Raw genomic sequence first — 25,626 nt, forward strand, 5'->3', positions numbered from 1 at the left:
TAAATAGATATGGCAAGAAAAGACAAGATTTTTAAGAGCTTTTTACAACATGAAATTATTGTAGAAAAATATGAAATAAATGAAAATGATATTCCTGACAGAGTATCTGAAGGACTTAACTCTAAACATCCAATAGTAAAAGCTATAGCATTAATAGTAGATAAAACGGAAGATTATAATGCTCCTTCTGATAAAGCACTTTATAGTCAAATCACTCAATTTTTAAATGAATCGGCAGTATGACAATTAAAGAAGTTACAATAGAGAATTATTTATGCTATTACGGTATTAAAAAATTTAACCTCGCAGATGGTTTAAATATTTTATTAGGTGAAAATGGTGAGGGTAAAACCAAGTTTTTTGAGGCTTTAGAATGGTTATTCAGCAACAATAATGACAATTTAGAATTACTTGTGTCCAAGAAAGCTCTTGACGAAAAAGTTGCTGACGAATCGTTTAGAGTTAGAGTGGAAATAATTGTGGAGCATTTCGGTGAAACTAAAATTTTATCCAAAGAGTTTTCCGTAACTAAAACAAATGATAATGAATACGATGTTGGAAAGGTAGCCCTGAAAGGTATTGAAGAATCCAATAATGGTGAAAGGAGTCCGGTTGATGGTAAAAGTTTACTAGAACAATTGTTCCCTAGCGAGATAAGAAGATATTCAATGTTTAAAGGTGAAGAAGAACTTAACATATTTGATAATGATGAAGCTCTGGGTAATTTAATAAAACTTTTTTCTGATGCCAGGTATTATGATAAGTATGAAGATAGAGGTGAATTTTTGCTTTCAGAAGCTGAAAAGGCAGTGAATAGGGAATCCAAAAATAATACCAAAAACCAAAAAGAATATAAAAGACTTGAAGAGAATATTAATTACTTCAAAAGAAAAAAGAATGATCAAATTACCTTCCTTAATGAAACTACGGATAATATTGAAAAGACAAAAAAGAATATTCAAGAAGTAGAAAAATTCATAAATAACGCAGAAGCTTTAGAAACAATAAATAAAAGGATTAGAAAAATTGAAGATCAAATCTCAAAAACTGAGAGTCTTATTTCTGAAAATTATACCACTTCTTTATTCGATGAAAATTGGATTTTGATGAACTTTAAAAATATACAAAAGGAGTTTTCAGAAAAAGTATCAAGCTTAAGCAAAGAAAAAAGAAAATTACAATCAAAATTCGATAGGGAACTAGGAATAAAAGAAGGTGAAAAAAAAGCTAGGTTAGAAATAATTAATGACTTAGTGCCTCTTCCAATGAATGTTCCTTCTCTAGCGATAATGGAAGAAATGGTAAATGAAAAGGTGTGTAAAGTGTGTAACAGACCAGCGCCAGAGGGCTCTGAAGCTTTAGAGTTTATGAGAAAACGATTAGAAAATTACATCAACTCTCAAGAGGTAATTAATGAAGAGGAAGAACAGCCAGAAAAACTATTTCAGTATAATTACATGAACAGACTAGTCAATCTTAGCACAAATCAAGAAGATGAATTTTCAAAATTAAACAATATTCAAACTGAAATTCGAGAGCTTTTCAAGTTCAATCAAGAGAGAAAGAATGAAGTTGCCAATTTAAAAATTAAACTAGAACATGAACTAGAACAAAGAAATAAAATTATTGGTAATTCAACTCTTGGTTCAGAAAGACTAGGTGTTGTTCTTAAAGACTATAATATGTGGCAAAATGACGTCAATAAACTGAATGAGGATGCTGTTGATTATAAGCATAAAATTAAAGGCTTTGATGAAGAACTAAAAGTCCTTGAAGCTGAAAAAGAAAAAATTGACTTATCTAATGCCAATACATTTTTAATAAATACTAGGAATATATTAAGGGATATTGACACCATATTTAGAGATACTAAAGACAGAAAATTTGAAGAGTTTATTCAATTACTTTCACAGAAATCAAATCAAATTTTTTCCAAAATAAATGTTGATGCTTTTACTGGAATTATTGATTTTAAACTTGTAAAAACTGGCGCTAAAATTAAGGTCAAAATACAACTACAAGAGGAAGATGGTAGTATATTTTACTCCCCAAACCAATCACTTTTAACATCAATGCATATTTCAATTTTGTTAGCAATCTCTGAATTATCTAAAGAAGTTAGAGATGATAAATACCCAATGCTTTTTGATGCACCAACTTCTTCCTTTGGGGAAAGCAAAATGACAGAGTTTTTAAACCTTATTTATGAAACGGATAATCAAACAATCATTTTGATTAAGGATTACCTTGCAAAAGATGAAGACAAAAATTTATATGTCAAACCTGAATTTGACAAGGTAAAACGTGATAAAGCATTCTGGGTGAAATTAGAAAGGCCTTTTGATGAAAAGAATTTAAAAACAATTAATACTAAAAGAATAGAATTGTAATTATGGAAAGTTTATTTGATAAATGGAAAACTAAAATTCCAAAGTATAGTATTGAGTTTAAAGACACTTTGTTTAAATCCTTATCTGAAAAATATGGGGCAGAGGGCGATAAAAAAGTTAGTTTAGGTAAACATTTTAGTACAAATTATGAATTATATACCTATGCCTTTTTTCTTGGACTTTATAACAACGAATATTCCCCTATACCAGATGGTGCAAAAAAAGTCGATTTTAGCCATCATATTCAATATTGGGGAAGCAAAAATTCTGCTCTCAGAAAAGACTTTTCTAATCTACAAGAATATATGTTTTCTGCATTAGTAGCAAAGACGGATTTAGATGTTTTAGCATTAGAAAAGGGAGAAATATCAGAAGACGCGGCGGTAAAAGAATTAATACACACAATGGAATCCTATACACACGGCGGTTTAACCTTAATTAAAGAAAGATTAGAAGATAATCCTAGTTATTTTTTAAATCCAACATCATTTATGGATATGATTGTCAAATCAACTCAATAAAAGCTTAAGTTGAATTTTTTTTAGGAGAATTATAATTTCATCTATTGATTGAAACCTTTTGTCTTTATCATAATTCAACATTCTTTTAATAACAGGATATACTTCCTTATATTTTGAATTAAAATCTTTTTGTTTGACCGTTCCTATTGGTGCATTATGTTGAAAAATATACCAAAATATTTTCCCCATTTGAAAAAGATCTGACTGAGTATCTATAATACAATCAAATTTTTTTTTAAAACTTTTACCTTCGGTCAAGTATTTATTCATTACCTCTGGAGAAATCCAACCTCTTGGTCCGATAAATTTTGAAGACTCATCTAACTTATATTCTAATTGTCTTCCGTCAACTAATCCTAAATCACCAATCTTCCATGTACCATTAACTATAAATATATTATCAGGCTTAATATCCCTATGATAAAAATTGTTTGAATCAATTTCTTTTAGTCCCTCCAAAAGCTCAATACAAAATTTAATCTTACTAGCATAATCTAAGTCAGTATGATGATTCTCAATAAACTCTTTTAAATCACAATCTGCTACCTCCATTGTATAATATAGATAGTTTTGCTGTTTGATTTGGCATTCACCATTTTCATATAAATCAATAACGTTTTGAGACTTGTGCTTGTTACATATTTCTATTGCTCTGATTTCATTTAAAAATCTTTTATGAGAATTCTTATATATACTTTTACCTCTAAATCCCTTTTTAAATGGATATTTCAAAATTTTTAAAATTTTATCAGGCATTTTATCTTCTAATAAATCATAATCTTCAATATTAGAAATATTCGCATCTGAATAAACTTTCAGGATAACTGAATTTCCACCTTTATTTCCATATGGAGAAAGTAACTTGAATATATAATCAGTATTATCTATTGTTATCTGATTTAATTGAGGGTCAACATAATTGATACCTTGTAACCCCCAATTATCGATGGTAATAAAATTAGGAAAATTAAAGTTCATCTTTTTATGAGTTCAATAAATCTACATCGAGTAAATAATAATCACTTATTTTTTTGATTCCCACTTTTTCATTACCAAATTGATCTACTAAGTAAGATAAAACGTCAAGCATTGTTTCGTTTGATTCAACATCTTCTTTTCTATTGATTAACATACTCTCAAAAAAATCTAATCTAATTTTCCTTGCATGTTTAGAATTACTCTGCGAAACGCAGTTTATAGCATAATTCTTTAATGATTCGCATTCATCATTTGTGGGTCTAATGAATTGATTCCCCTTTGAATCTTTACCGTCTAATTGTAGTAATATTTTATATTGATATTTTAAAATATCATCTGATAGTTCAGTATGTTTATTTATGAAATTAAATAAAGTATAAAAATCATTTCTTTGCCTATATCGAGTAGAGTTTATTGATTCTAAACTGTCTAATAAAACAATTTTATCTAAAATCCTATTAAAATGATTCTCTAATTTCTTAGACTCATCCTCAGAAATATCTTCTGGGAATATCTCACTATCTATATATTTTTTTTTGTCTCGAATACCTTCATAACCAATATTCTCTTTATTCTCAAAATCCTTGTATCCCATTAAAAGGTACCCCAATAATTCTTGAACAAAATCTCTGTCATTTAATCTTATAGAAGAAGTATTTGAAAAAATATCCAGATTAATAAATTTTTGATCAGCTGTTATTTTTTCGGCTAACTTTAGAAAATTAGTATCTCTAAATTCAGATCTTTGAACCTCAGGAACATTTAAAAATTTACCTTTTTTGTTTATTAGAACATAAAATTCCCTTATTTCTTCTTGTGACGCATTTGATAAAAAAACAACCGGCAATTCGTAATTTAAAAAAACACTTTTATCTAATGTTTCAAGATTATCTTTTTTTGTGAATTTTATCTCATCCTTGTAATGTCTGTAAATAGATCGTGACCTTTGCTGTCCATCTACCATTTCAAATTTGCCATCTTCTAGTCTGTTAATGAACAAATTTGGTAATGGATATACCTTTTGAATTGTCTTTATTAATTCTTTTTGGTCCTTCAATGACCAAATAAACTCTCTTTGGTATGAAGGAGACAAATCTAAAATTTCACTTTCAATCATCTCAATAAGCGATTTAATTGTTAGTGATTGAATAGAATAATTCATTGCAATAATTTTTAAATAAAACAACTAGCACAACCCTCACCTTCAGCTTGTAAGATTTCGTCTTGCCAAGATTGTCCTGTTCTAGATTTACTTTTTTCTCTATTTATTCTTAAATAATGCTCTTTTTTAATCGCTTTTACTCTTTCTGGTTTTTTTAATTCTTCTAATCTCTCTGCCATCCAGGTATAACCCTCTTTCTCATATTCAATAGCTTTTTCAAAAAGATCAGGATGTTGTTCCAAAAGCCAAACCCATTCTATTTTTTGTTGATAGAAACAAAAGAAACATCCAGACCTACTTCTTGAATACGTTCCTCTTTTTATTTCACCATCAATTTCAACTTCATATTCAATTGGTTTATAATATGCTGGAACACCTACACCAGAATCCTCTAAAATCTTGAATACATCATCTAAAACAATGACATCCTCACTATCAACAAGGTGGAAATAATCTAATTTACCAACAGGATAATCTGTAGTCTTCAAAAACTCAAAAATCACTTTATTAAACAACTTAACGTCAGCATCAATTAAGGCGTTTAATTTTTGTCTTTGTGTAAATTTTGGTGAAATTGGTTGTTCTGCATATTGCATTACATTTTTTAGTATCACTTCAGGGGACAGTTCTTTGTAAAAACTAGAAATAACTTCAAGATTGGAATTAGATAATGCCTTTTTAATGACATCCTCACTCCAAATATTCTTTCTGAACGGAAAAATAGTCTGAATATTTTCCTTTTTAGAGACATAACCCTCTCTATTCTCATCACCTCTAATACCAACATAAGAGATTGTAGGTGCGTCTCCCACATGTTCTTCAAATGGTTCAAGTTTCATTTTATTTGTACACCACCTTGCCATAGGAGAAGGTAGATAACCACCATAAATTGCTAAAAAGTGATCAAATGGGTTTTTCATTGGAGAGTTAGCATCATCCATTGACTTATAAATAACAATTTCTTTTCCTAGGACAGAATTTAATCTATCAATTAAATCATACGTTTCTTTAAGTTCTTTCCCCGTATCACAAGTGTAATATTCAATATCTAATTCTGGACAATTTTTACTCATGTAAATTGCCAATGCAGCACTATCCTTACCACCTGAAATTCCCAATAAATGTTTTACTCTACTCATTTTTTAATTCTAACTCTTTAGAGAGTAATTCTACTAACAACTCTCTTCTTTGACTTTCATTCAAACTTTTAATTGAACTAGCCACGTTATTTTTAACATCAATAAAATCTTTTGAGGACTCTGAATTTACGACAAGCTTATCATCAATAAAATCACCATTAGCTCCAAAAAACCTAATTGAATATAATGTTCCATTTTTAGATGATTGATTATAATGTTGAATTTCAGCAGCCTTCAACAATCCTAAAGATAAGTCTTTAATATTTTCCATTAAAACAATCTCTTCTTCATCTAACATTGTTTCAATACTCTTGCCAAGGGCTACATCTGCAACAGACTTAATCCAGCTCACCCTATCATCTAAATTAGAAACCAGTCTTTTATAAAATACATTTTGCTTTTGACTCAATAAAGCCAGGTTTAAAACCTCTAAATTGGAATTAATTTCATTTTTATATTCAGGAAATTCAACTACTGAACAATGAAATGATTCAACTATAACTTTTTCAACCCTATTAAGCAAATCGTCATATACACTTCTAATTTCTCTAATAGCACCATGAATTTGTTTTGTAAACGACGCTAAGACTTCTATATCATCCTTAATAGATAAAGAGTGATACCCTAAAGCCGCCGGGAACTGATTAAATAAAGCATCCTCTGGATCTTTAGACTTAACAATTGCATCTCTTAACTTTAATGCAGGTGAAGTCAGTTTTTTTGTCTTTAATGTGTATTCATTTAATCCCCTTTGAAATCTAAGGAAATTACCGAAAATTGATAAGAATGTTGATTTTGTTCCCTTATCAGTATCCCCAATTTGCACCAGTTCTTTATAGCTCTCTAACAAATTCAACTTTAATCCTGAAACATCATAACTCTTAATAAGGAAGTCCTGAGGTTTTTTATGAATTAAGTCCAAAGTATCTTCCTTAATAAAAGGGATAAAGCCGCCTTCTACATGAAATAGTGCAAAATCCTCTCTTTTAGCAATGAGGAAAATAGGTATCCAAAAATCTACAAAACCCTTTTTAAGTTTAAAAGGTTTATTAAAAAGCATATCGTAAAACTCTTTTAGGTTTCTTTTATTGGAAATAGAGTCATTAATAAACTTTTCTGATTCAATCCAAAGTTTATGTAAGCTTGATTTTGTATTTGGCTTATCTAATTTGTAATAGTCAAATTGAGCTGTTTTTTGGTGTATTCCTGTGTTTTTTAATAGGTTAATGTATATAGCTTTTTCTGGTGGAAATTTCTTATCAACAAAACCAATATCCTTTAACCCCTCATTCTCTAACAAGGTTCTTAGTAGTGCTTTTCTTGCCGTATTTATTGGGGTACTTATAAATTCCTTATTGACCAACTCATTAATAAACACAGGTGTTTTTGAGAAAGCAGAATAACTTATTTCCGTTAGTTTTTGATATAAGCTTCTTTTATTGTCTATTTCAACCTCTTTCCCGTTTTGTAACCATATGTTATTGTTGTTACCAAACAACTGATTTATAACAAGGTTATTTAATCTGCTCTCATAAAAACTCTTTTCATCTTTTAATAGTTTGAGTGCATTTACATCAAGCTGATGCTTCTCTAAAAGTTTTTCAAACTTTAGAATTATCAAGATGTTATTTCTTATTTCAGCGGTGTTGTTATATAAAACAAATAAATTGTCTTTATGCTCTTTTGATTTAGAAATCAATCTGGTCTTTTTTATGTTGTCAAAAACTAGATTTATATATCCATCAATAGGTCCTACTGCAGTACTTACGTCCTCTAGTGAATCAATAACTTTAAACTCGAAGAACCTATTTGTTCCTGTTTCAAAAGAGTATTTTTTCGCTAATAACACTGGAAAATCAATTCTATTAATTATTTCACCAGATAAAGAAAAATCGGTATTAATCTCACTATTAACTAGTAACAGTTCTTGTTCTAAATCTATATCTGTACCTTCAAGAAAGTTTATTTTGTTGCTATGTTGATAAAAGCGGATAATACCCATTTTATCAAGCCTATCCAAGATATTAGACACATCTTCATTCTTAGTAAGTTTGAAGTATTCAACAATAAACACCTTGTCAAATAAGCCCCCTACTTTAGAAAATAGATTAACAAGACTTATTGTTTTTAGAACCTCTGATGCTAAATGAAAATTATCACTAAAATAAAGTTCTGTTTTCTCAATTGCTTTAAATGTTGTTAACCATTGTGCTCGATGAGGATTATCTGGACTGTTAATTTCTGTGGGTAAAGAATTAACTAAATAATCATAAACATTAGCAACAGTATAAAAATCATTTGAAAAATTCTTGATAGAATATTTGGTTCTATCATTTATAAAAGAAAACAAGGACCTTTCATTTTGTCCATATCTCTGTAACGAATTGACCAAAACATTTGCAGAGAGCCAGTCTAGAGGGTAAATTGCTTTGGAAAGCTCGTTGCTCTCAGTTTTTAAACTAATTAAATTGGATTTTGAAACTAAGCTAATCAATGATTCATGTTTATCTTCTATTTTTTTTGGGCATTTGAATTCACTGAGCTTCTTACTAGCAAAAAATAAGAGTTGTTCCACTGGTTCATTAAAAACCAAATCTACAAATCGTCCTTTTACCTTTTCCCACTCAAGTTTATCTTGGCTAGATAAGTTTCTGCCATAACTTGAAAAGTTTTGGTGTAGTGATATTATAAAGTACGTATTATTTAAACTATTATTAGCCCATTCAGAAATTTGCTGTAATAAGTAAACATCATCAATATTTTTATTATTAGATGCATATTCAAGGAATTTTCCAAATTCATCAACTATTAAAACTAAACCTTTATTATTTGTTTCAGATAGTTTTCTCTGCTTTTCTAAGGCACTAATTATTAAATTGGAATTACTTTTTTTTAGATTTAGTTTTTTTGATAAAACAGAAGTAAAAGACTCATTCTCGCCAACTATTTTAATGAAATCAAAATCACCTAACTCATCAGATTCACTTAAGTCTGTGAAGAACTGTTTTTCACGTTTTAGATTTTTTTCTAAAGCCCATAAAAATGTTGACTTTCCAGTACCATAATTCCCAATTAAATTAAATGATTTATTTGCACCATAATTGTGAAGGAATATCCTATCAAATATTTCCTTTGTATTAGGTGTTGGTATGAAATCAATTTGTAATGATTCATCCCTCAGTATGTTTGTTGATACATTAATACTTGTCATAATATTTTTTGAGTATCATAATTTTAAAGTTATCTCTATTCTTACTCTTTACTTGAATCTGTCTAATACCAGCATCATTTTTATAAACAAACTCCTTGTATGTGGATGCTAATAGACTCAGCAAATGGTCTAGCCAATCATTTGAAACACATAAATAAGAACCTATTGTTCTGCTAATTAAATCGAAACTAATCGCAACTTCATCAGGAAACTCCTCTATCAAACAATAGGCAAGTATCTCTACAGGAATATCATGATTGCTCTTGTTTATCCTGTAAACATTTTGACCTTTATCATTTAACCTTCCAGTGTCTTCAATTAAATTCAGTGAAACTAAAGGAACATTAAAATCATCTTCTACCGTTTTATAATTTTTAGCCTGAGACAAATAAGTTCTTAAAAAAACTTTATAGTCAGCTTGAAGTGTTTTTTGAGCAACTTCCTTTTGACCAGACGACTTTAATCTACTATTTAGAAATCTTGATATTTGGTGTTCTGAAAAGTCTAACACTGCCTTGTCAGAAAAATAATCACAGAAGATTAACTTATATATTGAAGCATATTGATTATTGCATAAATGGTATTGAAGAAGCCATAATGACGCATCATTTTCAAGGTAAGGGTCAAACTCTTTTTCAATAAAAAGGAATTTAGATAAATTTGTTAATTCACCTTTTTCGTCAACAAGATTAAATGCCTTGAGCCAGTGCTGTATGGATCTGACCATATTCTTTCCAACTCCTAATGTAGATATAGCTCCAACTGTTCTCAATACATTAAATCCTTCTTTTTCAGTTAATTGCACACCTTTTAGCAACCACTGTTCCTTACAATGAAATGTGTCATGCCCTGAAAATCTATAAGATTCTTTGTTCAAAATCATTTATTTTAGATATAGTTTAGAAAAGAATTGCAATTTAATGTTTAATGGATGAATTCATCCATTAACATCTAACTTTTTTTAAACATTTTATCAAAGTATAAATTTTTGATTTTAAAATTCTCATTTTCAGTGATTTAAATAATGTATTTTATGGATAACAGTAATAATATAAAAAATTGGGTTTCTTCAAAAGATGCAGTGAAAAAAGCAAAAATTAAAGACTGTGATTTGATGCATTACAGAAAGCAAGGAATGCTTGAATTTGAAAAACGAGGAAATGCATTTTTTTTACAATAAAGAAAGTATTAAAAAAATTAAGCTCAAATCTAAAAAGAATTGAGCTTTTTTCAGTCTAATTAAAGACATACCCATTTAAACCCACCAGCCTGACTTCTTTCTTTTCTGCAAACTTTAGCAATACTACATTTATTAACTCCAGTAGCTTTAGAAGCCTCAGCAATGGACTCGTATTTATTTATTACTTTATCATCTAGACTCAATTGAATCACTGGCTTCTTTTTTTTATCAGAAACATTTGTGGGAAGAGAAGTAGAAGAGGAGTAAGACCAGAAGTATCCCCTGCTTGATTTATTAATTCCTAAACATGCCGCACTCATATTCTGTTTAGTTGCATTAACTGCATTAGCTGCACTTTGCAAGCAATCATACCTTCCAATTAATTTACCATCTTCAATTGAGTATTGATATACCTTTTTTTTAATCCCACCGCCTGAATCAGAATTATAACCATTGTCCTTACTGTCATATTTGATAATATACTCTTTCTCTTTCTGTGCTAGTTCATTAGTAGTTGTAGCAGTGTCAATCTGCACCCAATTAAATGCATCGGAGCCATGAGTTGCAATTGCTTTAGCAAAAGGTTGGCTTTCTCCTCTATTTGTACGTTCCGTATGGTCTATTTTACGTTTCTCAATACTTTTTGTGGTTGCACCAATATAAGTCTTACCACTTTCTTTATGAGTTACTTTATAAATAATTCCTTTATTTTTCATCTTAACTCAGATTATTGTAATTAGCAATTATTTCTTTTACGCCCACAAATAGATTTCCAAATCTTGCATTTTTCTGCCTATCATTTATTTTAATAGCATTACTTATTATTCTCGAAGAGAACTTGCACACTTCAATTTCAGAATATACTATTGCTTCAAGTAATGCTTTGTCTTCCTCAGACATTTTAAAATTTCTAAAAGACGGAACTAAATCACACAAGAATTTAAATAGTGTGTTAATTGAATTTTTATTATGTCCATCAGAACACGATCTTATATCCTCTATTAACTTTTCAAGCTTGTCTTCTAGATTAGTGTCATTTGCCGAGCTTGCTCGGTTAGTAAAAGACTTATTAGTAGATTTATTATTAGTATTTAGGTTATTAGTTGCATACTGATTTGATAGTTCCTGAATCCCTTTATTTGATATTCCTGTAACATCATTAATACTATTCCCTGTTATACTTCTAGAAGAGTACAGCTTACCTGCTCTTACTGAATTTTGCCAATCTTTAAATGACTTTTCATGTTTTGCAATAAACCTATCGATTGCATCAAAATTGACTGAATAAAGATTTGGTCTGTTTAATCCTTGTTGTATTGATTTTACCAATTCATGTTTCTTCAAAATTTTGATATGTTTTGAAATTATATTTTTATTGTAGCCAGTTTCAGATTTTAAATCATTAAGGCTTGCAAAAAAACAAGGCAGTTCATCTCTAAGCTGAAGCTTCTTTTCATTTTCCCAATGTTTGTATTTGTAAATTAATGTTGCAAGAACATCTGCTGCCTTTACTCCTAGCTCGTGTCTTATCACTTTATTAGAAGCAATAAATGAATAGTTTGATTTTTTATTCATGTTTAAAAATTTAATTTCGACCACCACTTTGATAGTTTTTATGGCAACAAGAACAAAAAACCTATTATGAAACTTGGATACAATTATTTGTATCCAGAAATGTCAGAAATAAAAAAAGAGGCTTGAAGCCTCTTTATTGTAATTGAAATTTAGTTTCTATTTTTCTGAGCTGAAGAAGCTCTTGTCGAAGGTTTCGCTTAATTTCTTAATAGCTTTTTCAGGTGAAGTATATCCTTTAGTAAGTTTATGTGCTTGTCTAATTACCGCTTTCATATCCACATAGTCTCCATTCTCATAATACCTGGTATTAGTCTCTAATAATCTATACACATCATTTATGTGGAGGCCAGAAATTACACCTTTATCATACATCATCTTAAAAAACCATATAAGTTGATTTTTATTTAATTTGAAATTTAACTTCTTGCTGACTTGATAATTTTCCGATTTAAAATTTGAAATGAAATCGTATAATTTATTATAAAATTCTTTTATGAGATTTTTAATGCCTTCCTCAATATCACAGACATTGTCTAGTTCTAAAATTAAGTCATTCAGCTTCTTTAATTTAACGTTTTTATATCCTTCTAAACCTTCAGATGTATAAATGCCTTTTTTATCTAACTCATCAATAAATTTATTGCAAAGATTATTAAACGAAATCTCTAGTGCTCTTTTAAATTCTTCAGAAAAATCTATCTCCTTTAAATCATACTCAAAATCTATTTCTTCTTCCTCAAAGCCAAATCTGTCTAGGCTTATTCTCATTGATTTGCCAACTACTACTTCAGATTGAATTTTAGTTTTATTAAAATCTAAAACAGGATTTTCGCCATTTTTTAATAAATCCTTATGCGTTATATCATTTGAAAGAAAATCCTTTTTTAGAATTTCTAGTTCTTTTTGAGTTTTAGGAATCCCACGGTTAAATTCTATCAATAATGGTCTATTTTCCATTAAATTTAAGTTTGTTTATGTAATGCATTTATTTTTAAAACTAGCAATATAATTATAACGATTTAGCTATTTATAATAATGTATAAAAAGTTTAACCCGCTAATATTTGGTCAAAAAAGTGGGTTCTTGGATAAGAGAAGGAACAAGCTTACATTCAAATGTCCGCTTGCTCCTACTTAACCCACATGTGAATACATTTTCAGAGGTTTTATTGATAAAGGAGAAACCGTCTCAAAAGTTTGATTATACAAAATACAACATAACTCCTATTAATTCTCGTACCTATTCATCCAACAAAATCTCGAAATGATAATGGAAATATGCTCTTCCATTAATCACAAAAACAGTCTTTAACTCCATCGTTACTTTAATTGCTTCAACCATAACTAGCTCCCCTTTTTTTAAAGTACCAACAGACTTCAAAACCACTACTTTAAAGGGGCAAAAAAGTTGTTTAAGCACATTGTTCCAGGTAACTACATAAAGCCACTTAGAACTGCTATATTTAAGTTGCTCTGCTAAATCTTGTTTATTCATTTAATTTAAGAACCAGTTTTGAGTTTGGTTTTGCATGGAATTGGCCAATCCAGATACAAATTCGAAGGCATTTGCATTACGTTCAAGATTGGAATCTATATATGAAGACTTATTAGCCTCGGTCATGAGATTGTAAAAATTCCAAAGATTAATATCTCTACTTTCGCTTCTAGAAAAATTGTCATCTTGGTAATAGTTCTTGACCACTGTACCAATCTGATTGTCATTCATGCCAAGAGCGAACTTTCCATCTCTTTCTAACTTATTGAGGTGCTGATACATTCGCATTTTACCAATGGTATGTGCAAATTGTAATTCGTCTAACTTGAACTTACTCATACGCTCCATATTACCTAGAAATCTATCTTTATCAAAAGATTGAATCAATTCAGCAATTTTATCCTTTAATTCTTCCACACTACTCACTCTTATATCTGCATTGAGTCCATCGGTACTAATACAAAGGTTCGTGCACACTAAATTTTTAAAGCCTATAAACACTTTGAACTTTTCAAGATTTCGTTTGCTATACAAATTCTCTTGATTCAAGGCTCTAACCCCTCCTATTGTTAGTGATAAGGAATTATTGTTTACATTTTCCTTTAAACTTGGCACTTCAATCATAAAGGCTGCTCGTTGATAATAAATGGTCTTTTCTTCTGGTTTCAGTTGTTTGACTGGTTTCCCAATAGCACTTGGCACTCTCCCTTTAATGATATGAGAAACCCTTATGTTTGGCTCATAAACTCTTTCACCTTGAAAATTTGATTGCACTACTTCTTTGGTAGCCTCAATAAATTGAGCATGAGAGATAGTGGATTCATTATCTGCATACACAGGAATTATACACTCCCTTTTTAAATGGGATAATGACACCATTTCAGTATTAGCTTCTATAAAATTTCCTTGTGATATGGTAACATCATCTTTTGATATGACCTGATTATCAATTGTGTTATTTATTTGTATCAATTCCATTTTCTTGACTTTTAGATTGTTGAATTATTTGATTATTTGGTATGATTTGGGACTGTATGCTTTCTAACTGTTCTTTCTTTTGAATGATTATTGGTTTTATAGCATCTTGAAATTCTGGATATTTAGAATAGATATGTCTTAGTCCTTCTACTGATTCGCAAGCGTCAATTTCTAATTCAATTTTTCCATCTACTTCTTCCACACCTTTAACACACCATTCATTTATCTTGCTACCAGTACTTGCATTGATTATAAACTCAGGCTTATCTATAAAGAGGCCCGTTCTATCTTTAGTAGCCTTTGCATTATGAGCACTATCTATATCAAATACTATTGTGAATTCATAGTCTAAATCATTTCTCTGTATAGCTTTCAGTCCTACTTTTTCAGGAACCATTTTGCCATTTTTATTGTTAAGCACATAATCTTGTTTTACACGCATTGTAGAAATAATGTGTGTATTGGAACGCAAAATTTTATTAACAAATACATTTTGTCGTGGCGTAATTTTGCTCCAATTAGCAAAACTATTACCAGGCATTTTACTATGTACATCTAATAAATAATCCCAACAATGAGATATACTATCAATAATAATTACTTCCATCCCTTCCTGTTCGCATAGCTCTATTGCTTCGACATATCTTTCAGGGGAATATGGAGGGTTCATAGACACAACATTATAGCCTCCAAGATGAGCGTATAAGTCGGCACTTTTATTTTCTGTATCTATTATAGCTATTTCGTTAAACTTTTCTCCTGATAATCCTTTTGCTAGAAGTAAACTTGAATAGGTTTTTCCGCTCCCAGCACTTCCTTGTAAGGCTAATTTTATTTTTGCTTTTTTCCTTTCTGATTTTCGTATTTGCATTGTATTTGTTTTAAAATGTTTATAAATAAAAAAGGACCTATACATTGATTGTATAAGTCCTTACTCGAACAAGATAATACTGTGATTACATCACTAAATCATCTTTAATTAATTGTTCTTGCATTTGAAATAAGCCAGCAAAATCTTCTGCACTAGCTCTGTCTGCATTAGTTAAATGTGACATGTTGATTTGAGGATCTCCCTCTTCTGTAAAACTAAGATTACATAAATATTGCCTGCCTTGTTCAATACCATGATTATAGTTTGATGCATAACAAATGGCTGAACGCTCCACTTCTTCGCCAGACGGTAAATTAAATTTTAGCGTTACAATTTTGTACTCTTTGCCATTAGAATTTTCCAATGTCTTTTCTCCAATTTTAAGAAGTTCTGCATTAAAAAGAAACTGCTTTTCTCCTGTTTCTTCATTAATAATTTCCTTGAAATTTGTCATAATTTTGAATTTTAATTATGAGATAAAGGCTATCCCTATCTCCCAAAATATAAAAAGGGTAAGGGGTGAAGTTGGATTTAAGTTGCTTGCAACTTTCTTTAAAAAAAATTAAAAATTAAGCTTGATAAATTATACAGGTATCATAAACAAATCCTTTAAAGTCATAAAAGATTTAATACCTTAGACGTTACAATAGGAGTATAAGTAATACATATATCCAATTGTTAAGAACAATAGAGTTGGTTTATTTATAAAGATTGTTAAGGACATTATAATGGGATTTTTTGCGTCAATTGGAGCTTTAGCTATTATCGGTTTTTTAATTTATGTTATGCTAATGTACCAAAGCAAAAAAGAAGAGGGACAAATAAAACAAAGGGATATACTTCAAAATAGTGATGCTGCTACCAATATGATTAATCAATACAATAAATCCAAACAAGATGGCAATCAAATAATGACTGAATTGGAGTTAGAAAAAAAATTAAAAAAACTATCTAAAAAACCAGAAGAAGTAGAAAGTTACAACAATAAAGTAAAAAGAGACTATGAAAGAAAAAAAGAGTATGATCAAAGTTTAATTGATGATCGGGTATATGGATATAAATATGATACTGATATTTTTGAAATATTTGATACAAATAGAGAGTTAAGTACTCCTGAATTACTTTCAAAAGTTAAAGCATATTATAAAATAAATATAGAGGATGCTCAAAATTTAATTGACAATTGGTCAAAACATTCTTTAATTTCTGACTGCATTTGGGGTGGTAAGTACAAATATTCATCCTTTTTAAAAGATGAAGAAAAGAAGTTTTTTTCTGAACTTTCTAAACCTGAAAAATGGGCATATACCAAATCTGAAATCCTTTGGGAAGTTGGAAGAACATTAACGAATGAAGACAGAAAAATAGGCTCGAATGACTTAACACGTAACGAATGGCTAATTAAAAATAGCAAGATACTTAAAGAAAAAAGTGATGTAGAGAATGAATTTAATAATAGTATGGAAGGTTATTTCGATGACATTTTTGATGACTAGTTTATTGGACACTACCTTTTTAAAAATCACACTTAAAATACAACTCAAGATGTGTATAATTAATTGCTAGATTTCTCCTATTTAAAAAAACTCTAAAACTCAAAAAGGGAAGTTATTCATCTTCCCTTTAATTTCTCTATCTCTGAGCTAATCTTCTTCTGCACCACCTTCCCATAGCTATCTTGAGTGATTTTCATACTGCTATGACCTAATAATTCACTAACAATCTCCATGGGAACATCATTATAGAGCAATACAGTACTTGCAAATGTTTTTCTTGCTGTATGCGTCGTAAGCTTCTTTTCTATTCCTATAACAGCTCCTATTTCCTTTAAATAGGAGTTATATTTCTGATTACTAATCTTGGGAAAAATAGATTTTTCGCTGTCATACTTATTAATGATTTTTATCGCCTTTGGTAGCAGTGGAATTGACAAATCTTTATTAGTCTTCTCTCTTTTCATTTGTATCCAAAGATTATCATCAAAGCCTTTAATAATATTGTTATGCTTCAAATTCATTAATTCTCTATAAGGAAGTCCCGTATAGCAACTAAAAACAAATAAGTCTTGAATAAAGCTTAATCTCCTTTGTGAAAATTGATAGTTTTCCAATGCCTCTAGTTCTTCTGAATTTAAAAAGATAACTACATTACTTACTCTTTTTGGCTTGAATAGAATAAATGGATCTTTTTGTAAATATCCTTCAGCTAAAGCAAGCTTAATGACCTTACGAACTCTTTGAATACTCTTGTTAATCGTTATCTGCTTATGTCCTAACTCTGATTTTAAATAAAAGTCAAAATCTTGCAGAAAATTACTTTTTATAGATTCAAGTAATACATCATTTTTTCCGAACTGGAAATTTATGAAGTTCCTAGTATGCTTTTTTGCCTCTTTAAACTTCTTGTAAGTGGACCTTGCATACTCAATATCTATCAATTTCTCCATTCTTCTATTATGCAAGTCAAACACTTCTAAAAGAGTTTTATGCGTCTTTATGTTCTCTCCCTTATACTGAAAATAAATGTCCTCAACGTCATATTTATTATTGCTCACTTGTAGAAATAAAAAAGCCTCATTAATCTTTTGACTAATAAGGCTTATCTGAGTGTTGATGTAATTGTTATCTGGGCCGGGTGGATTAGCTTTTTGTTGTTTACTATTCCAGTATTGGGGATTTATAAATAATCCTGTTGAAAAAGTCTTTCTTTTTCCAAGAAATGTCAACCTACATTTAATTGGTGACCTATTTTGCTTATTCAGTCTTACTTTGTTCAGATAGAATAATTTATTTAACTTATTGATATTCATAGTATTGTTGTTTTAATTATGGGTGTCTTTTTATAAAAAAAGGGTGTCTTTTTTGACACCTTATTTGAGTAGAAATGGATTTTTATTAGTAATCTAAATTTTGATTAAATCTGTAAGTGCTTAATTTTCAGCATAAAAAAAGAGTAACCATTTCTGATTACTCTTACTTAGTAGCGGGAACTGGACTCGAACCAGTGACCTTCGGGTTATGAGCCCGACGAGCTACCTACTGCTCTATCCCGCGATATTGGATTGTAAATATACGACGCTTTTTAATTTTAACAAGCATTTTAAATAAAAAAACGCCCAGAAAATCTGAGCGCTTTAAACCAATTATAAATAAAACTTAATATATTAATCGTCGTCTTCGTCTGAATCTAAAGTCGCTAATGCACCTTTAAGATTTGCTTCATCTAAATCAAAATCTACAATGTTTGGTAATTGTTCCTTCAATATTGCATAATTGCCTTTAAATCCATTATTACTTAATAATAAAGTTTTTAAGTTTGACAATTGTGCAAGTTCACCTGGTAAATTTCCATAAAATGCATTATTAGATAAAACCAACTCTTCTAACTGAGTTAACTCACCAATTGATGAAGGAATGGTTCCTAATAAATTATTATCAAAAACACTTAATACTTTCAATGATTTTAAGTTTGATACCGTAGAAGGTATTTTACCCATTAAATTATTACTACTAAGTATTAGTGTCTCTAAATTTGTAAGATTACCTATTGAAGCTGGAATCTCACCAAAGAAATTATTGTTATAAAGCTCTAATGCTTTTAAATTTTCTAGATTACCTATAGTTTTAGGCAGAGCTCCACTCAAGTTATTGGAAAATAATAAAAGCTTTTCTAATGTTTTCATTTGTGTAATGCTTTCTGGTAATTGACCTTCTATTTTATTGAAAGAAAGGTTTAATACTTTTAAGGAAGAAAGTTCAGAAATTTCTTCTGGTAACTCTCCTTTTAAATTGTTGAAGGTTAAATTTAAAGCAACAACTTTATCGTCTTGAACTGTTACTCCGTACCAATCAGAAATTGGAGTTTCCAAATCCCAAGAATTGTTCCAATCACTACCGTTAGTAGCATTATAAAGTGCTAGGAGTGCGTCTTTTTGTTTTTGGGAAACGTTTGCAAATGTAAATGCAGAAAGCAAGCAACATAACAAGGTTAATTTTAGGGTTCTCATAATAGCAGATTTCTGTGGAGGGACACAATTTACATTACGAATATAGGTCCAAACAGTTAAAACTACAACTTTTTTCGATGAACTGCATACTCTAATTTTTTATATAATTGATTATCAGTACTTTACAAAATATCACTGTTCTATATTTTCTGCTTGAAAACTCAACAATTCGTTGTTCTCACAAGAGACATTAATCTGTATAGGATTGCAACAAATTTCACAATCTTCTATATAAATCTGGGAATTTTGAGAGCTATCAATTAGCATTGAGATTTGTTCCCAACAATACGGACATTGAAAAAAATGTTCATACATTTTTACAAAGTATTAAAATCTGACATTTAATAATTCACCACTAATTTGAAGCACTAAAATTTCAGCTAATTTTGCATCATATTTTGCCTGGTTACGGCTAAGTTCTGCCGTGAGTAAATTTAATTGCGCTTGTCTAAACTCAATAGAGGTTACTTGACCTAATTTGAATTTCTCTTGAGTACGATTAAAATTATTCTTTGCAGTCCTAATATTTTCTTCTTGAACGCGATAAATCTTTAATCTATTTTGATAATCATCCCATGCATTATTGAAATTTCTTTCAACGTCTAGTCGTAATTGCTCTTTCTGTAATTTTAGATTTTCAAGATTTATCTTTGCGTTTTTTACTCTTGTAATGGTTGTACCACCATCAAACAAATTCCAACTAAGATTAACTCCTGCTGACAACCCAGTGTTTGTTGACACAGCTACGAAAGAAGCTGCATTATTATTATTCTCGTTCCAACCATAAGAACCGGTTAAACCAACTGTTGGTAAATAACCAGATTTATTGGCTTTAACTGTAAAATCATTTATTGCAATATTCTTCTCATTCTGAATTAAAGTCACATTATTATTTAAAACCTTTTCTAAAAGTTCTTCTTTATTAAGTTGCATAAGAAACGTAACAGAGGTATCAACAGCAAACTCTCTTTTAACAGAATTCCCTGTTACAACATTTAAATCACGTTTGGAGTTAATAACATTTTGTTTAGAAGTAATTACATTAATGCTATCATTATTAATATCTACCTGAGCATTTAAAACGTCTAATTTTGTGTTCTGGCCATATTCAAATTGGTATTCTGATCGCACTAGCCTGTCGTAAGATATCTCTAAAGTTTCTTCAAGAGATTTTAAATTTTCTGCACGCCTTGCTACATCATAATAAACCGTTAACAACTGTAAAATTGTATTTTCAATTGTTTCTCGTGCTTGTAATTCACTTAAATTATACTCTTCCTTTAATCTCTTAAAATCGTAGTAACGACCTAACCCATCAAATAATGTGTAATTAAGATTTAGACCAGCATTATATCTTGAACTTTCTGCTCCATTTAACGAAGTAGATTCACCATTACTGAATTCTGCAGAAATATCGTCCTTATTATATGTTGCACCTGCATTACCAGTTAATGTTGGCAAATAACCAGAGTTTAAAACACTTTTATTATTCTCAGCAACCTCAACATTGTTATTCGCAATCTTAACTCCGTAGTTGTTTTCTAGAGTAAGTTGAATCGCTTCATCCTTTGACAAAATATTTTGTGCAAAAAGATTACAACCTATTAAAACTGTAATACATACTATGTAAATTCTCTTTTTCATTTGTCGGCATTATTCAATTGTTCCTGCTCTATATTTTTACCTTTTGATGTCCCTAAAAGCGCATCCTCTTGAAGCCTATATCCTTCCTGTTGTTCTTTAATAGCACGTTCCACTTCCTCTTTAGAAATATCATCACCTGTCCAAAGCCACTTCATATTCATTTTAACAAAATTATTGAAGGATAAGAAAATGGGTAGTAACACAAGAGTTAAAACTGTTGCAAACCCTATACCGTAAGCAATTGAAATCGCCATAGGAATCAAGAATTGAGCTTGTCTACTCTGTTCAAAAATAAGTGGCGCTAATCCAGCAATAGTAGTTAACGAGGTTAAGAAAATAGCTCTAAAACGAGATCTTCCAGCTTCATATAAGGCATCATCAAAAGATAACCCACTTCTCAGATTGCTATTAAATTTACTTATCAATACCAATCCATCATTAACCATGATCCCAATCAAGGCAATAATACCCAACATTGATAAAATATTCAATGGGAAATCATGTATCCAATGTCCCCAAGCCACTGCAGGCAAACTGAAGGGTATTAATGTAAGTAATATTAAAGGCTGACTGTAACTTCTAAAAGTAAATGCAATAACGATGTAAATTAGTGCCAAAACCGTCCAGCCTACTGGCCCTAAAGAATTCATTAATTTCAAACGTTCTCTATTCTGCCCTTCGTATGAAGGTGTCACAGTAGGATATTTAGATAATATTTCTGGCATTATCTCATCCCTTATCTCTGCCATAATATCCGTAGAACTAGTTTTCTTAGCATCCTTAATATCTGCGGAAACCTGGATTTCTCTTCTACCCTCTAAGTGGTTTACTGCAACATCTCCACGTTCAATAATATATGTTGCAATTTCCTTAAGAGGTACTTTTTGACCACTAGGTGTGGTGATCCTCATATTGTCTAAATTATTAATAGATGAGCGATTTTCCCTTTCGTACCTAACCCAAACTCGGATTTCATCTTGTCCCCTTTGAAATCTCTGTGCTTGATTACCAAAAAATGCAGAACGTACCTCAGACATTACCGAACGTAAATCTAATCCTAATGCATAAGCATTTTCATTAAGTCTTAGGCGTATTTCTTTTATACCAGCAGGATCATTATCTGTTACATCTTTAAGGAGTATGTTATTTTCTAAATTTTGCTTAAGCTCTGTCTTTACAGCTTTAAGCTCAGCTATATTGTTACCTAAAAGTGAGACTGATACTGGAAGTCCTCCAAAATTACCACCACTACCATACACTATACTTTCTGCACCAAATATTGGCCCAACTCTTTCTTTAATGCGATTAGATACCAAGTCTGAAGTAATACTATTTGGTCGTTCCTCTCCAGGTAACAAATTAATCACAAGAGATGCTGCTGAAGAACCTGGCCCTATATTCTTTATCATATTTTCCACCAAGTATTTATCGGCATTTTCTCCAATAAACTCATCATTGATTTCCTTAGTTACTATCTTGGCATTAGACTCTATAAAAGAAATAATGCTATCCGTAACTTTTTCATTAGTACCATTTGGCATGTTTAGGGATATCTCAACTCTATCACTTGCAATCCTAGGAAAAAATGCACTTCTTATAATACCGCCTTGAAAACTTGCATTAGTCAAAATATATATGACTATAAAAAATGAAAAGGTTAAGAATCTATTATTCAATGCAAATTTTAAGAATGGGCTGTACATCTTATCTCTCAACCATTTCATTATTTTATCTCCGAGAGTATTGATGTATCTCAATTTTGAAAAAACATTTTGAAAAACACCAGCCAAACCTGTTTTTTGCTTTTTGGTTTGAGTTCTTAGTGCTTTGGAATGTGCAAGGTGTGCAGGAAGTATTATAAGTGCTTCAACTAACGAAACCACTAAAGTTAAAATTACCACTACTGAAACCTCACCAAAAAATTCACCTATTCTTCCATCTAAAAACAAAAATATTCCGAAGGCAAGTATAGTTGTTAATATTGCCGAAACAATAGCTGGCAATACTTCCATTACACCATCTATTGCAGCTTGCTCTGGAGATTTTCCTCTTTCATAATGCTGATATATATTCTCTGCTATAACAATACCATCATCTACCAGAATACCAATTACTATGATCATTCCGAATAATGAAAGTACATTAATGGTAACATTAAAATAACCTACTAGCATAAACATACCAGCAAAAGCAACTGGCAGTCCAACCGCTACCCAAAATGCCAATCTTGTATTGAGAAACAAGGATAAAAAGGTTAATACCAAAATCATCCCTATTATTGCATTCTCAGTAAGCAATTCAGTACGTTGTACTAGCGTGGTAGATAAGTCCCTAACCACATCTAACTGAACACTATCGTACTTCTGATTAAAGTCTTCAATATATTCCTTGGTCTTCTCAGCTGAGGTAATTAAATCTTCAGTATTAGTACTCGTTATTGTTATATTGATAGATAAGTTTTCATTAAAATAATTGGCATTTGGAGTTTCTGAAAATTGATCTCTAACTATAGCAATATCCTTAAGCTTAATCTTTCTACCCAAAGCATCTGATTTCACAACCAAGTTGGATAGTTCATCAGCATAATATGATCTATTATTTGCACGGATTAGATACTCTTCTGCGTTTGTTTTAATTGTACCACCAGTAGTAATTAAACTTGCCTGATTTACTGCCTGTGCAACCTCTGCAAATGTTAAATCATAAGCTAACAAATTGGTTTCATTAACAGCAATTTCTATTTCCTCATCTGGATAACCTGAAATTTGAATTTGTGAAATGCCTTCAATGCCTCTAAGGTCATTTTCTACTTGTCTACCAATTTGTTTTAATGTAGCCAGCGGTATATTGTCACCACTAATAGCGAAAGTTATTGTTGGCCTTAATGCCTCCAGTTTTGCTACGATTAAGGGTTCCATACCAACAGGAAAGGATGGTACTCTATCAACAGCATTTTTAACTTCTAACAACATAAAATCAATATCCTTCCCTTTTTGGATTTCAACATTGATATTACCACTATTCTCTCTAGAAGTTGATGTTACACGCTCAACTCCATTTAGTCCCTTTAGATTATCTTCAATCTTTAATATTACACCCTCTTCCACCTCTTGAGGCGATGCACCTGGATAAGTAACATTAATACTAATGTTTTTTGAATCTACTAACGGAAAGAAAGATGATTTTAGTTTTAATGCACCAAACAATCCAAAAATCAGAAAGGACCACATTACTACATTTACAGCAACGCTATGCCTAATAAAATAAGCAATCAGTTTTCTCATTACTTATTAAGTTTTTCTTGGTTTGTTTCTTCATTTACGTTAGACCGAAAGGGTTTCACCAACATTCCGGCATATGCACCTGGTATCGGTTTTGCAAGAATGGTCGTACCATTTGGTATATTTTTCAAAACTACCTTTGTGTCAGAAAAGTAAACAGGCTGTACATCTATAATATCTAAAATACTATCCCTAACAATAAATATTTGCTCACCATCCAACATTAAATTTCTATTGATTTCATAGGCATTTGGCTCTTGCTTGGCATTTAGGTTGGCTTCGAGATACATACCTTCTTTTAAGGATTCGTTCTTCACCTCAACAAAAGCTGTAATGGTTTGTGTTGTTGCATCAATACTACCATTAACGCGTGTAACCACACCAGAATATGTTTCCGTTTTATCAATATTATTCAAATCTACTTTTTCTCCTACATTTAAAAGACTTGCATAGGATTTACTTAAGGCTACTTCCATCTCATAAACACCAGGAAAAATAAATTCTCCCAATTTTTGCCCATTTCTAATTAATGAACCTTCTGTAACTAACGCCTCAGTTAATATCCCCGAGAATGGTGCTTTAATATTATATTTTGCTAGTCTTTGTTCCAGATTTTTAACACTATAATAATTTGAAACTATTCCTCTACCTGTAATAAAAAAATTCTCCTTCTCCGAAGTCATTTCAGGGAGTTTTGGTGTTGATTTATTGAGATCAAAACCATTTAGATATGACTGCCACTTACTGTAAACTTCAGGAAAATCTAATCTTAAATCTGGCATTATTGCTGCAATAGAGTTATACAGATTACTTTTTGCTGACTGTACACTTGCATAATACTCTGAAGCATCTATGCGTATAAGGGTTTCTCCATTTCTGAATTCTTGACCAGGCCTAAAGAGTTTGTTTCCTGTTTTAAAAACACCTTGAACTTCAGAAAAAAGTTCAACTCTGCGTTTGGCAACTAAACTTCCATTTGCAGGAATAACAATATTTACATTTGAATTTTGAACCGTATCGATAAACACGGTTTTAACAACCTTTTCTGGAGTTGGTCTTTTTCGATTATTTTTTTCAATTATTATTTGACCTAAGAAATAAGCTCCTACAATAAGTAAAACCCCTAATAGGGATAATATAGTTTTGCGCATGTGATGGTTTGTTATAGTCTACAAATTTACCTATAACAAAGTGCT

General features: G+C 30.5%; 23 protein-coding genes and 1 tRNA gene. 5 read left to right on the plus strand and 19 right to left on the minus strand.

Annotated features, from left to right (window positions below):
* The first annotated feature begins 9 nt into the window (after positions 1-9).
* Genes LBV24_RS00705 through LBV24_RS00715 form a run of 3 tightly spaced genes read left to right on the plus strand, consistent with a single transcriptional unit; the run spans position 10 to position 2,911 of the window.
* Positions 10-243, plus strand: a complete 234-nt coding sequence (locus LBV24_RS00705) for a hypothetical protein (RefSeq protein WP_224476686.1) — start codon at positions 10-12, stop codon at positions 241-243.
* Positions 240-2,390, plus strand: a complete 2,151-nt coding sequence (locus LBV24_RS00710) for an AAA family ATPase (RefSeq protein WP_224476687.1) — start codon at positions 240-242, stop codon at positions 2,388-2,390. The genes LBV24_RS00705 and LBV24_RS00710 overlap by 4 nt, the downstream gene beginning before the upstream one ends.
* 2 nt (positions 2,391-2,392) lie before the next feature.
* A complete protein-coding gene (locus tag LBV24_RS00715; RefSeq protein WP_224476688.1) occupies positions 2,393-2,911 on the plus strand; it encodes a hypothetical protein in 519 nt (172 codons plus the stop codon).
* Here the strand turns inward: LBV24_RS00715 and LBV24_RS00720 are convergent.
* The 5 genes from LBV24_RS00720 to LBV24_RS00740 are packed head-to-tail and all read right to left on the minus strand — an operon-like array spanning position 2,900 to position 10,278.
* Positions 2,900-3,889, minus strand: a complete 990-nt coding sequence (locus LBV24_RS00720; RefSeq protein ID WP_224476689.1) for a protein kinase domain-containing protein — start codon at positions 3,887-3,889, stop codon at positions 2,900-2,902. The two genes, LBV24_RS00715 and LBV24_RS00720, sit on opposite strands and share 12 nt — an antisense overlap.
* A 4-nt stretch (positions 3,890-3,893) precedes the next feature.
* Positions 3,894-5,051, minus strand: coding sequence for a DUF262 domain-containing protein (locus tag LBV24_RS00725; RefSeq protein ID WP_224476690.1), 1,158 nt, complete (start codon positions 5,049-5,051; stop codon positions 3,894-3,896).
* 11 nt (positions 5,052-5,062) lie between these two features.
* Positions 5,063-6,190 (minus strand): phosphoadenosine phosphosulfate reductase family protein, encoded by a 1,128-nt coding sequence (locus LBV24_RS00730; protein WP_224476691.1) that lies wholly within the window; start codon positions 6,188-6,190, stop codon positions 5,063-5,065.
* A complete protein-coding gene (locus LBV24_RS00735; protein ID WP_224476692.1) occupies positions 6,183-9,401 on the minus strand; it encodes a hypothetical protein in 3,219 nt (1,072 codons plus the stop codon). The genes LBV24_RS00730 and LBV24_RS00735 overlap by 8 nt, the downstream gene beginning before the upstream one ends.
* Entirely contained in the window at positions 9,388-10,278 is an 891-nt protein-coding gene (locus LBV24_RS00740) for a DUF4007 family protein (protein ID WP_224476693.1), read from the minus strand. The genes LBV24_RS00735 and LBV24_RS00740 overlap by 14 nt, the downstream gene beginning before the upstream one ends.
* Before the next feature lie 156 nt (positions 10,279-10,434).
* Here LBV24_RS00740 and LBV24_RS00745 point away from each other — a divergent pair, with 156 nt between their 5' ends.
* Complete coding sequence (locus tag LBV24_RS00745) at positions 10,435-10,581, plus strand: hypothetical protein (RefSeq protein WP_224476694.1); 147 nt, start codon at positions 10,435-10,437, stop codon at positions 10,579-10,581.
* A gap of 59 nt (positions 10,582-10,640) precedes the next feature.
* Here the strand turns inward: LBV24_RS00745 and LBV24_RS00750 are convergent, their stop codons facing one another.
* From LBV24_RS00750 to LBV24_RS00780, 7 genes are all read right to left on the minus strand, one after another.
* Positions 10,641-11,297: an NUMOD1 domain-containing DNA-binding protein gene (locus tag LBV24_RS00750; protein ID WP_224476695.1), complete on the minus strand. Its 657-nt coding sequence runs from the start codon at positions 11,295-11,297 to the stop codon at positions 10,641-10,643.
* A gap of 1 nt (position 11,298) precedes the next feature.
* A complete protein-coding gene (locus LBV24_RS00755) occupies positions 11,299-12,156 on the minus strand; it encodes a helix-turn-helix domain-containing protein (protein ID WP_224476696.1) in 858 nt (285 codons plus the stop codon).
* Between the two features lie 156 nt (positions 12,157-12,312).
* The gene (locus LBV24_RS00760; RefSeq protein ID WP_224476697.1) at positions 12,313-13,113 is read right to left on the minus strand and encodes a hypothetical protein; all 801 of its coding nucleotides are present in this window, start codon (positions 13,111-13,113) and stop codon (positions 12,313-12,315) included.
* 282 nt (positions 13,114-13,395) lie between these two features.
* Positions 13,396-13,650, minus strand: a complete 255-nt coding sequence (locus LBV24_RS00765; RefSeq protein ID WP_224476698.1) for a hypothetical protein — start codon at positions 13,648-13,650, stop codon at positions 13,396-13,398.
* A complete protein-coding gene (locus LBV24_RS00770; RefSeq protein ID WP_224476699.1) occupies positions 13,651-14,628 on the minus strand; it encodes a DUF3871 family protein in 978 nt (325 codons plus the stop codon).
* Positions 14,606-15,499, minus strand: a complete 894-nt coding sequence (locus LBV24_RS00775; protein WP_224476700.1) for an AAA family ATPase — start codon at positions 15,497-15,499, stop codon at positions 14,606-14,608. Before LBV24_RS00775 ends, LBV24_RS00770 begins: the two co-directional genes overlap by 23 nt.
* Positions 15,500-15,584: 85 nt before the next feature.
* Positions 15,585-15,953, minus strand: a complete 369-nt coding sequence (locus LBV24_RS00780; protein ID WP_224476701.1) for a hypothetical protein — start codon at positions 15,951-15,953, stop codon at positions 15,585-15,587.
* A gap of 274 nt (positions 15,954-16,227) precedes the next feature.
* On the opposite strand from LBV24_RS00780, the gene LBV24_RS00785 reads away from it, so the two are divergent.
* Positions 16,228-16,995 (plus strand): hypothetical protein, encoded by a 768-nt coding sequence (locus tag LBV24_RS00785; protein WP_224476702.1) that lies wholly within the window; start codon positions 16,228-16,230, stop codon positions 16,993-16,995.
* 116 nt (positions 16,996-17,111) lie between these two features.
* Here LBV24_RS00785 and LBV24_RS00790 read toward each other — a convergent pair whose 3' ends face one another.
* The 7 genes from LBV24_RS00790 to LBV24_RS00820 all read right to left on the minus strand — a co-directional run bounded on the left by LBV24_RS00790 (position 17,112) and on the right by LBV24_RS00820 (position 25,581).
* On the minus strand, positions 17,112-18,308 hold the full coding sequence (locus tag LBV24_RS00790; protein ID WP_224476703.1) for a site-specific integrase: 1,197 nt from the start codon (positions 18,306-18,308) through the stop codon (positions 17,112-17,114).
* Between the two features lie 171 nt (positions 18,309-18,479).
* Positions 18,480-18,552 (minus strand) — tRNA-Met (locus LBV24_RS00795).
* Positions 18,553-18,662: 110 nt separating this feature from the next.
* A complete protein-coding gene (locus LBV24_RS00800; RefSeq protein ID WP_224476704.1) occupies positions 18,663-19,505 on the minus strand; it encodes a leucine-rich repeat domain-containing protein in 843 nt (280 codons plus the stop codon).
* A gap of 132 nt (positions 19,506-19,637) precedes the next feature.
* Entirely contained in the window at positions 19,638-19,820 is a 183-nt protein-coding gene (locus tag LBV24_RS00805) for a CPXCG motif-containing cysteine-rich protein (RefSeq protein WP_224476705.1), read from the minus strand.
* A 12-nt stretch (positions 19,821-19,832) separates the two neighbouring features.
* Positions 19,833-21,149, minus strand: coding sequence for a TolC family protein (locus LBV24_RS00810; protein ID WP_224476706.1), 1,317 nt, complete (start codon positions 21,147-21,149; stop codon positions 19,833-19,835).
* Positions 21,146-24,433: an efflux RND transporter permease subunit gene (locus LBV24_RS00815; RefSeq protein ID WP_224476707.1), complete on the minus strand. Its 3,288-nt coding sequence runs from the start codon at positions 24,431-24,433 to the stop codon at positions 21,146-21,148. The genes LBV24_RS00810 and LBV24_RS00815 overlap by 4 nt, the downstream gene beginning before the upstream one ends.
* Positions 24,433-25,581 (minus strand): efflux RND transporter periplasmic adaptor subunit, encoded by a 1,149-nt coding sequence (locus LBV24_RS00820; RefSeq protein WP_224476708.1) that lies wholly within the window; start codon positions 25,579-25,581, stop codon positions 24,433-24,435. Before LBV24_RS00820 ends, LBV24_RS00815 begins: the two co-directional genes overlap by 1 nt.
* Positions 25,582-25,626 lie beyond the last annotated feature (45 nt).

It is taken from the genome of Winogradskyella vincentii (assembly GCF_020166345.1).
Taxonomy (GTDB): Bacteria; Bacteroidota; Bacteroidia; order Flavobacteriales; family Flavobacteriaceae; genus Winogradskyella; species Winogradskyella vincentii.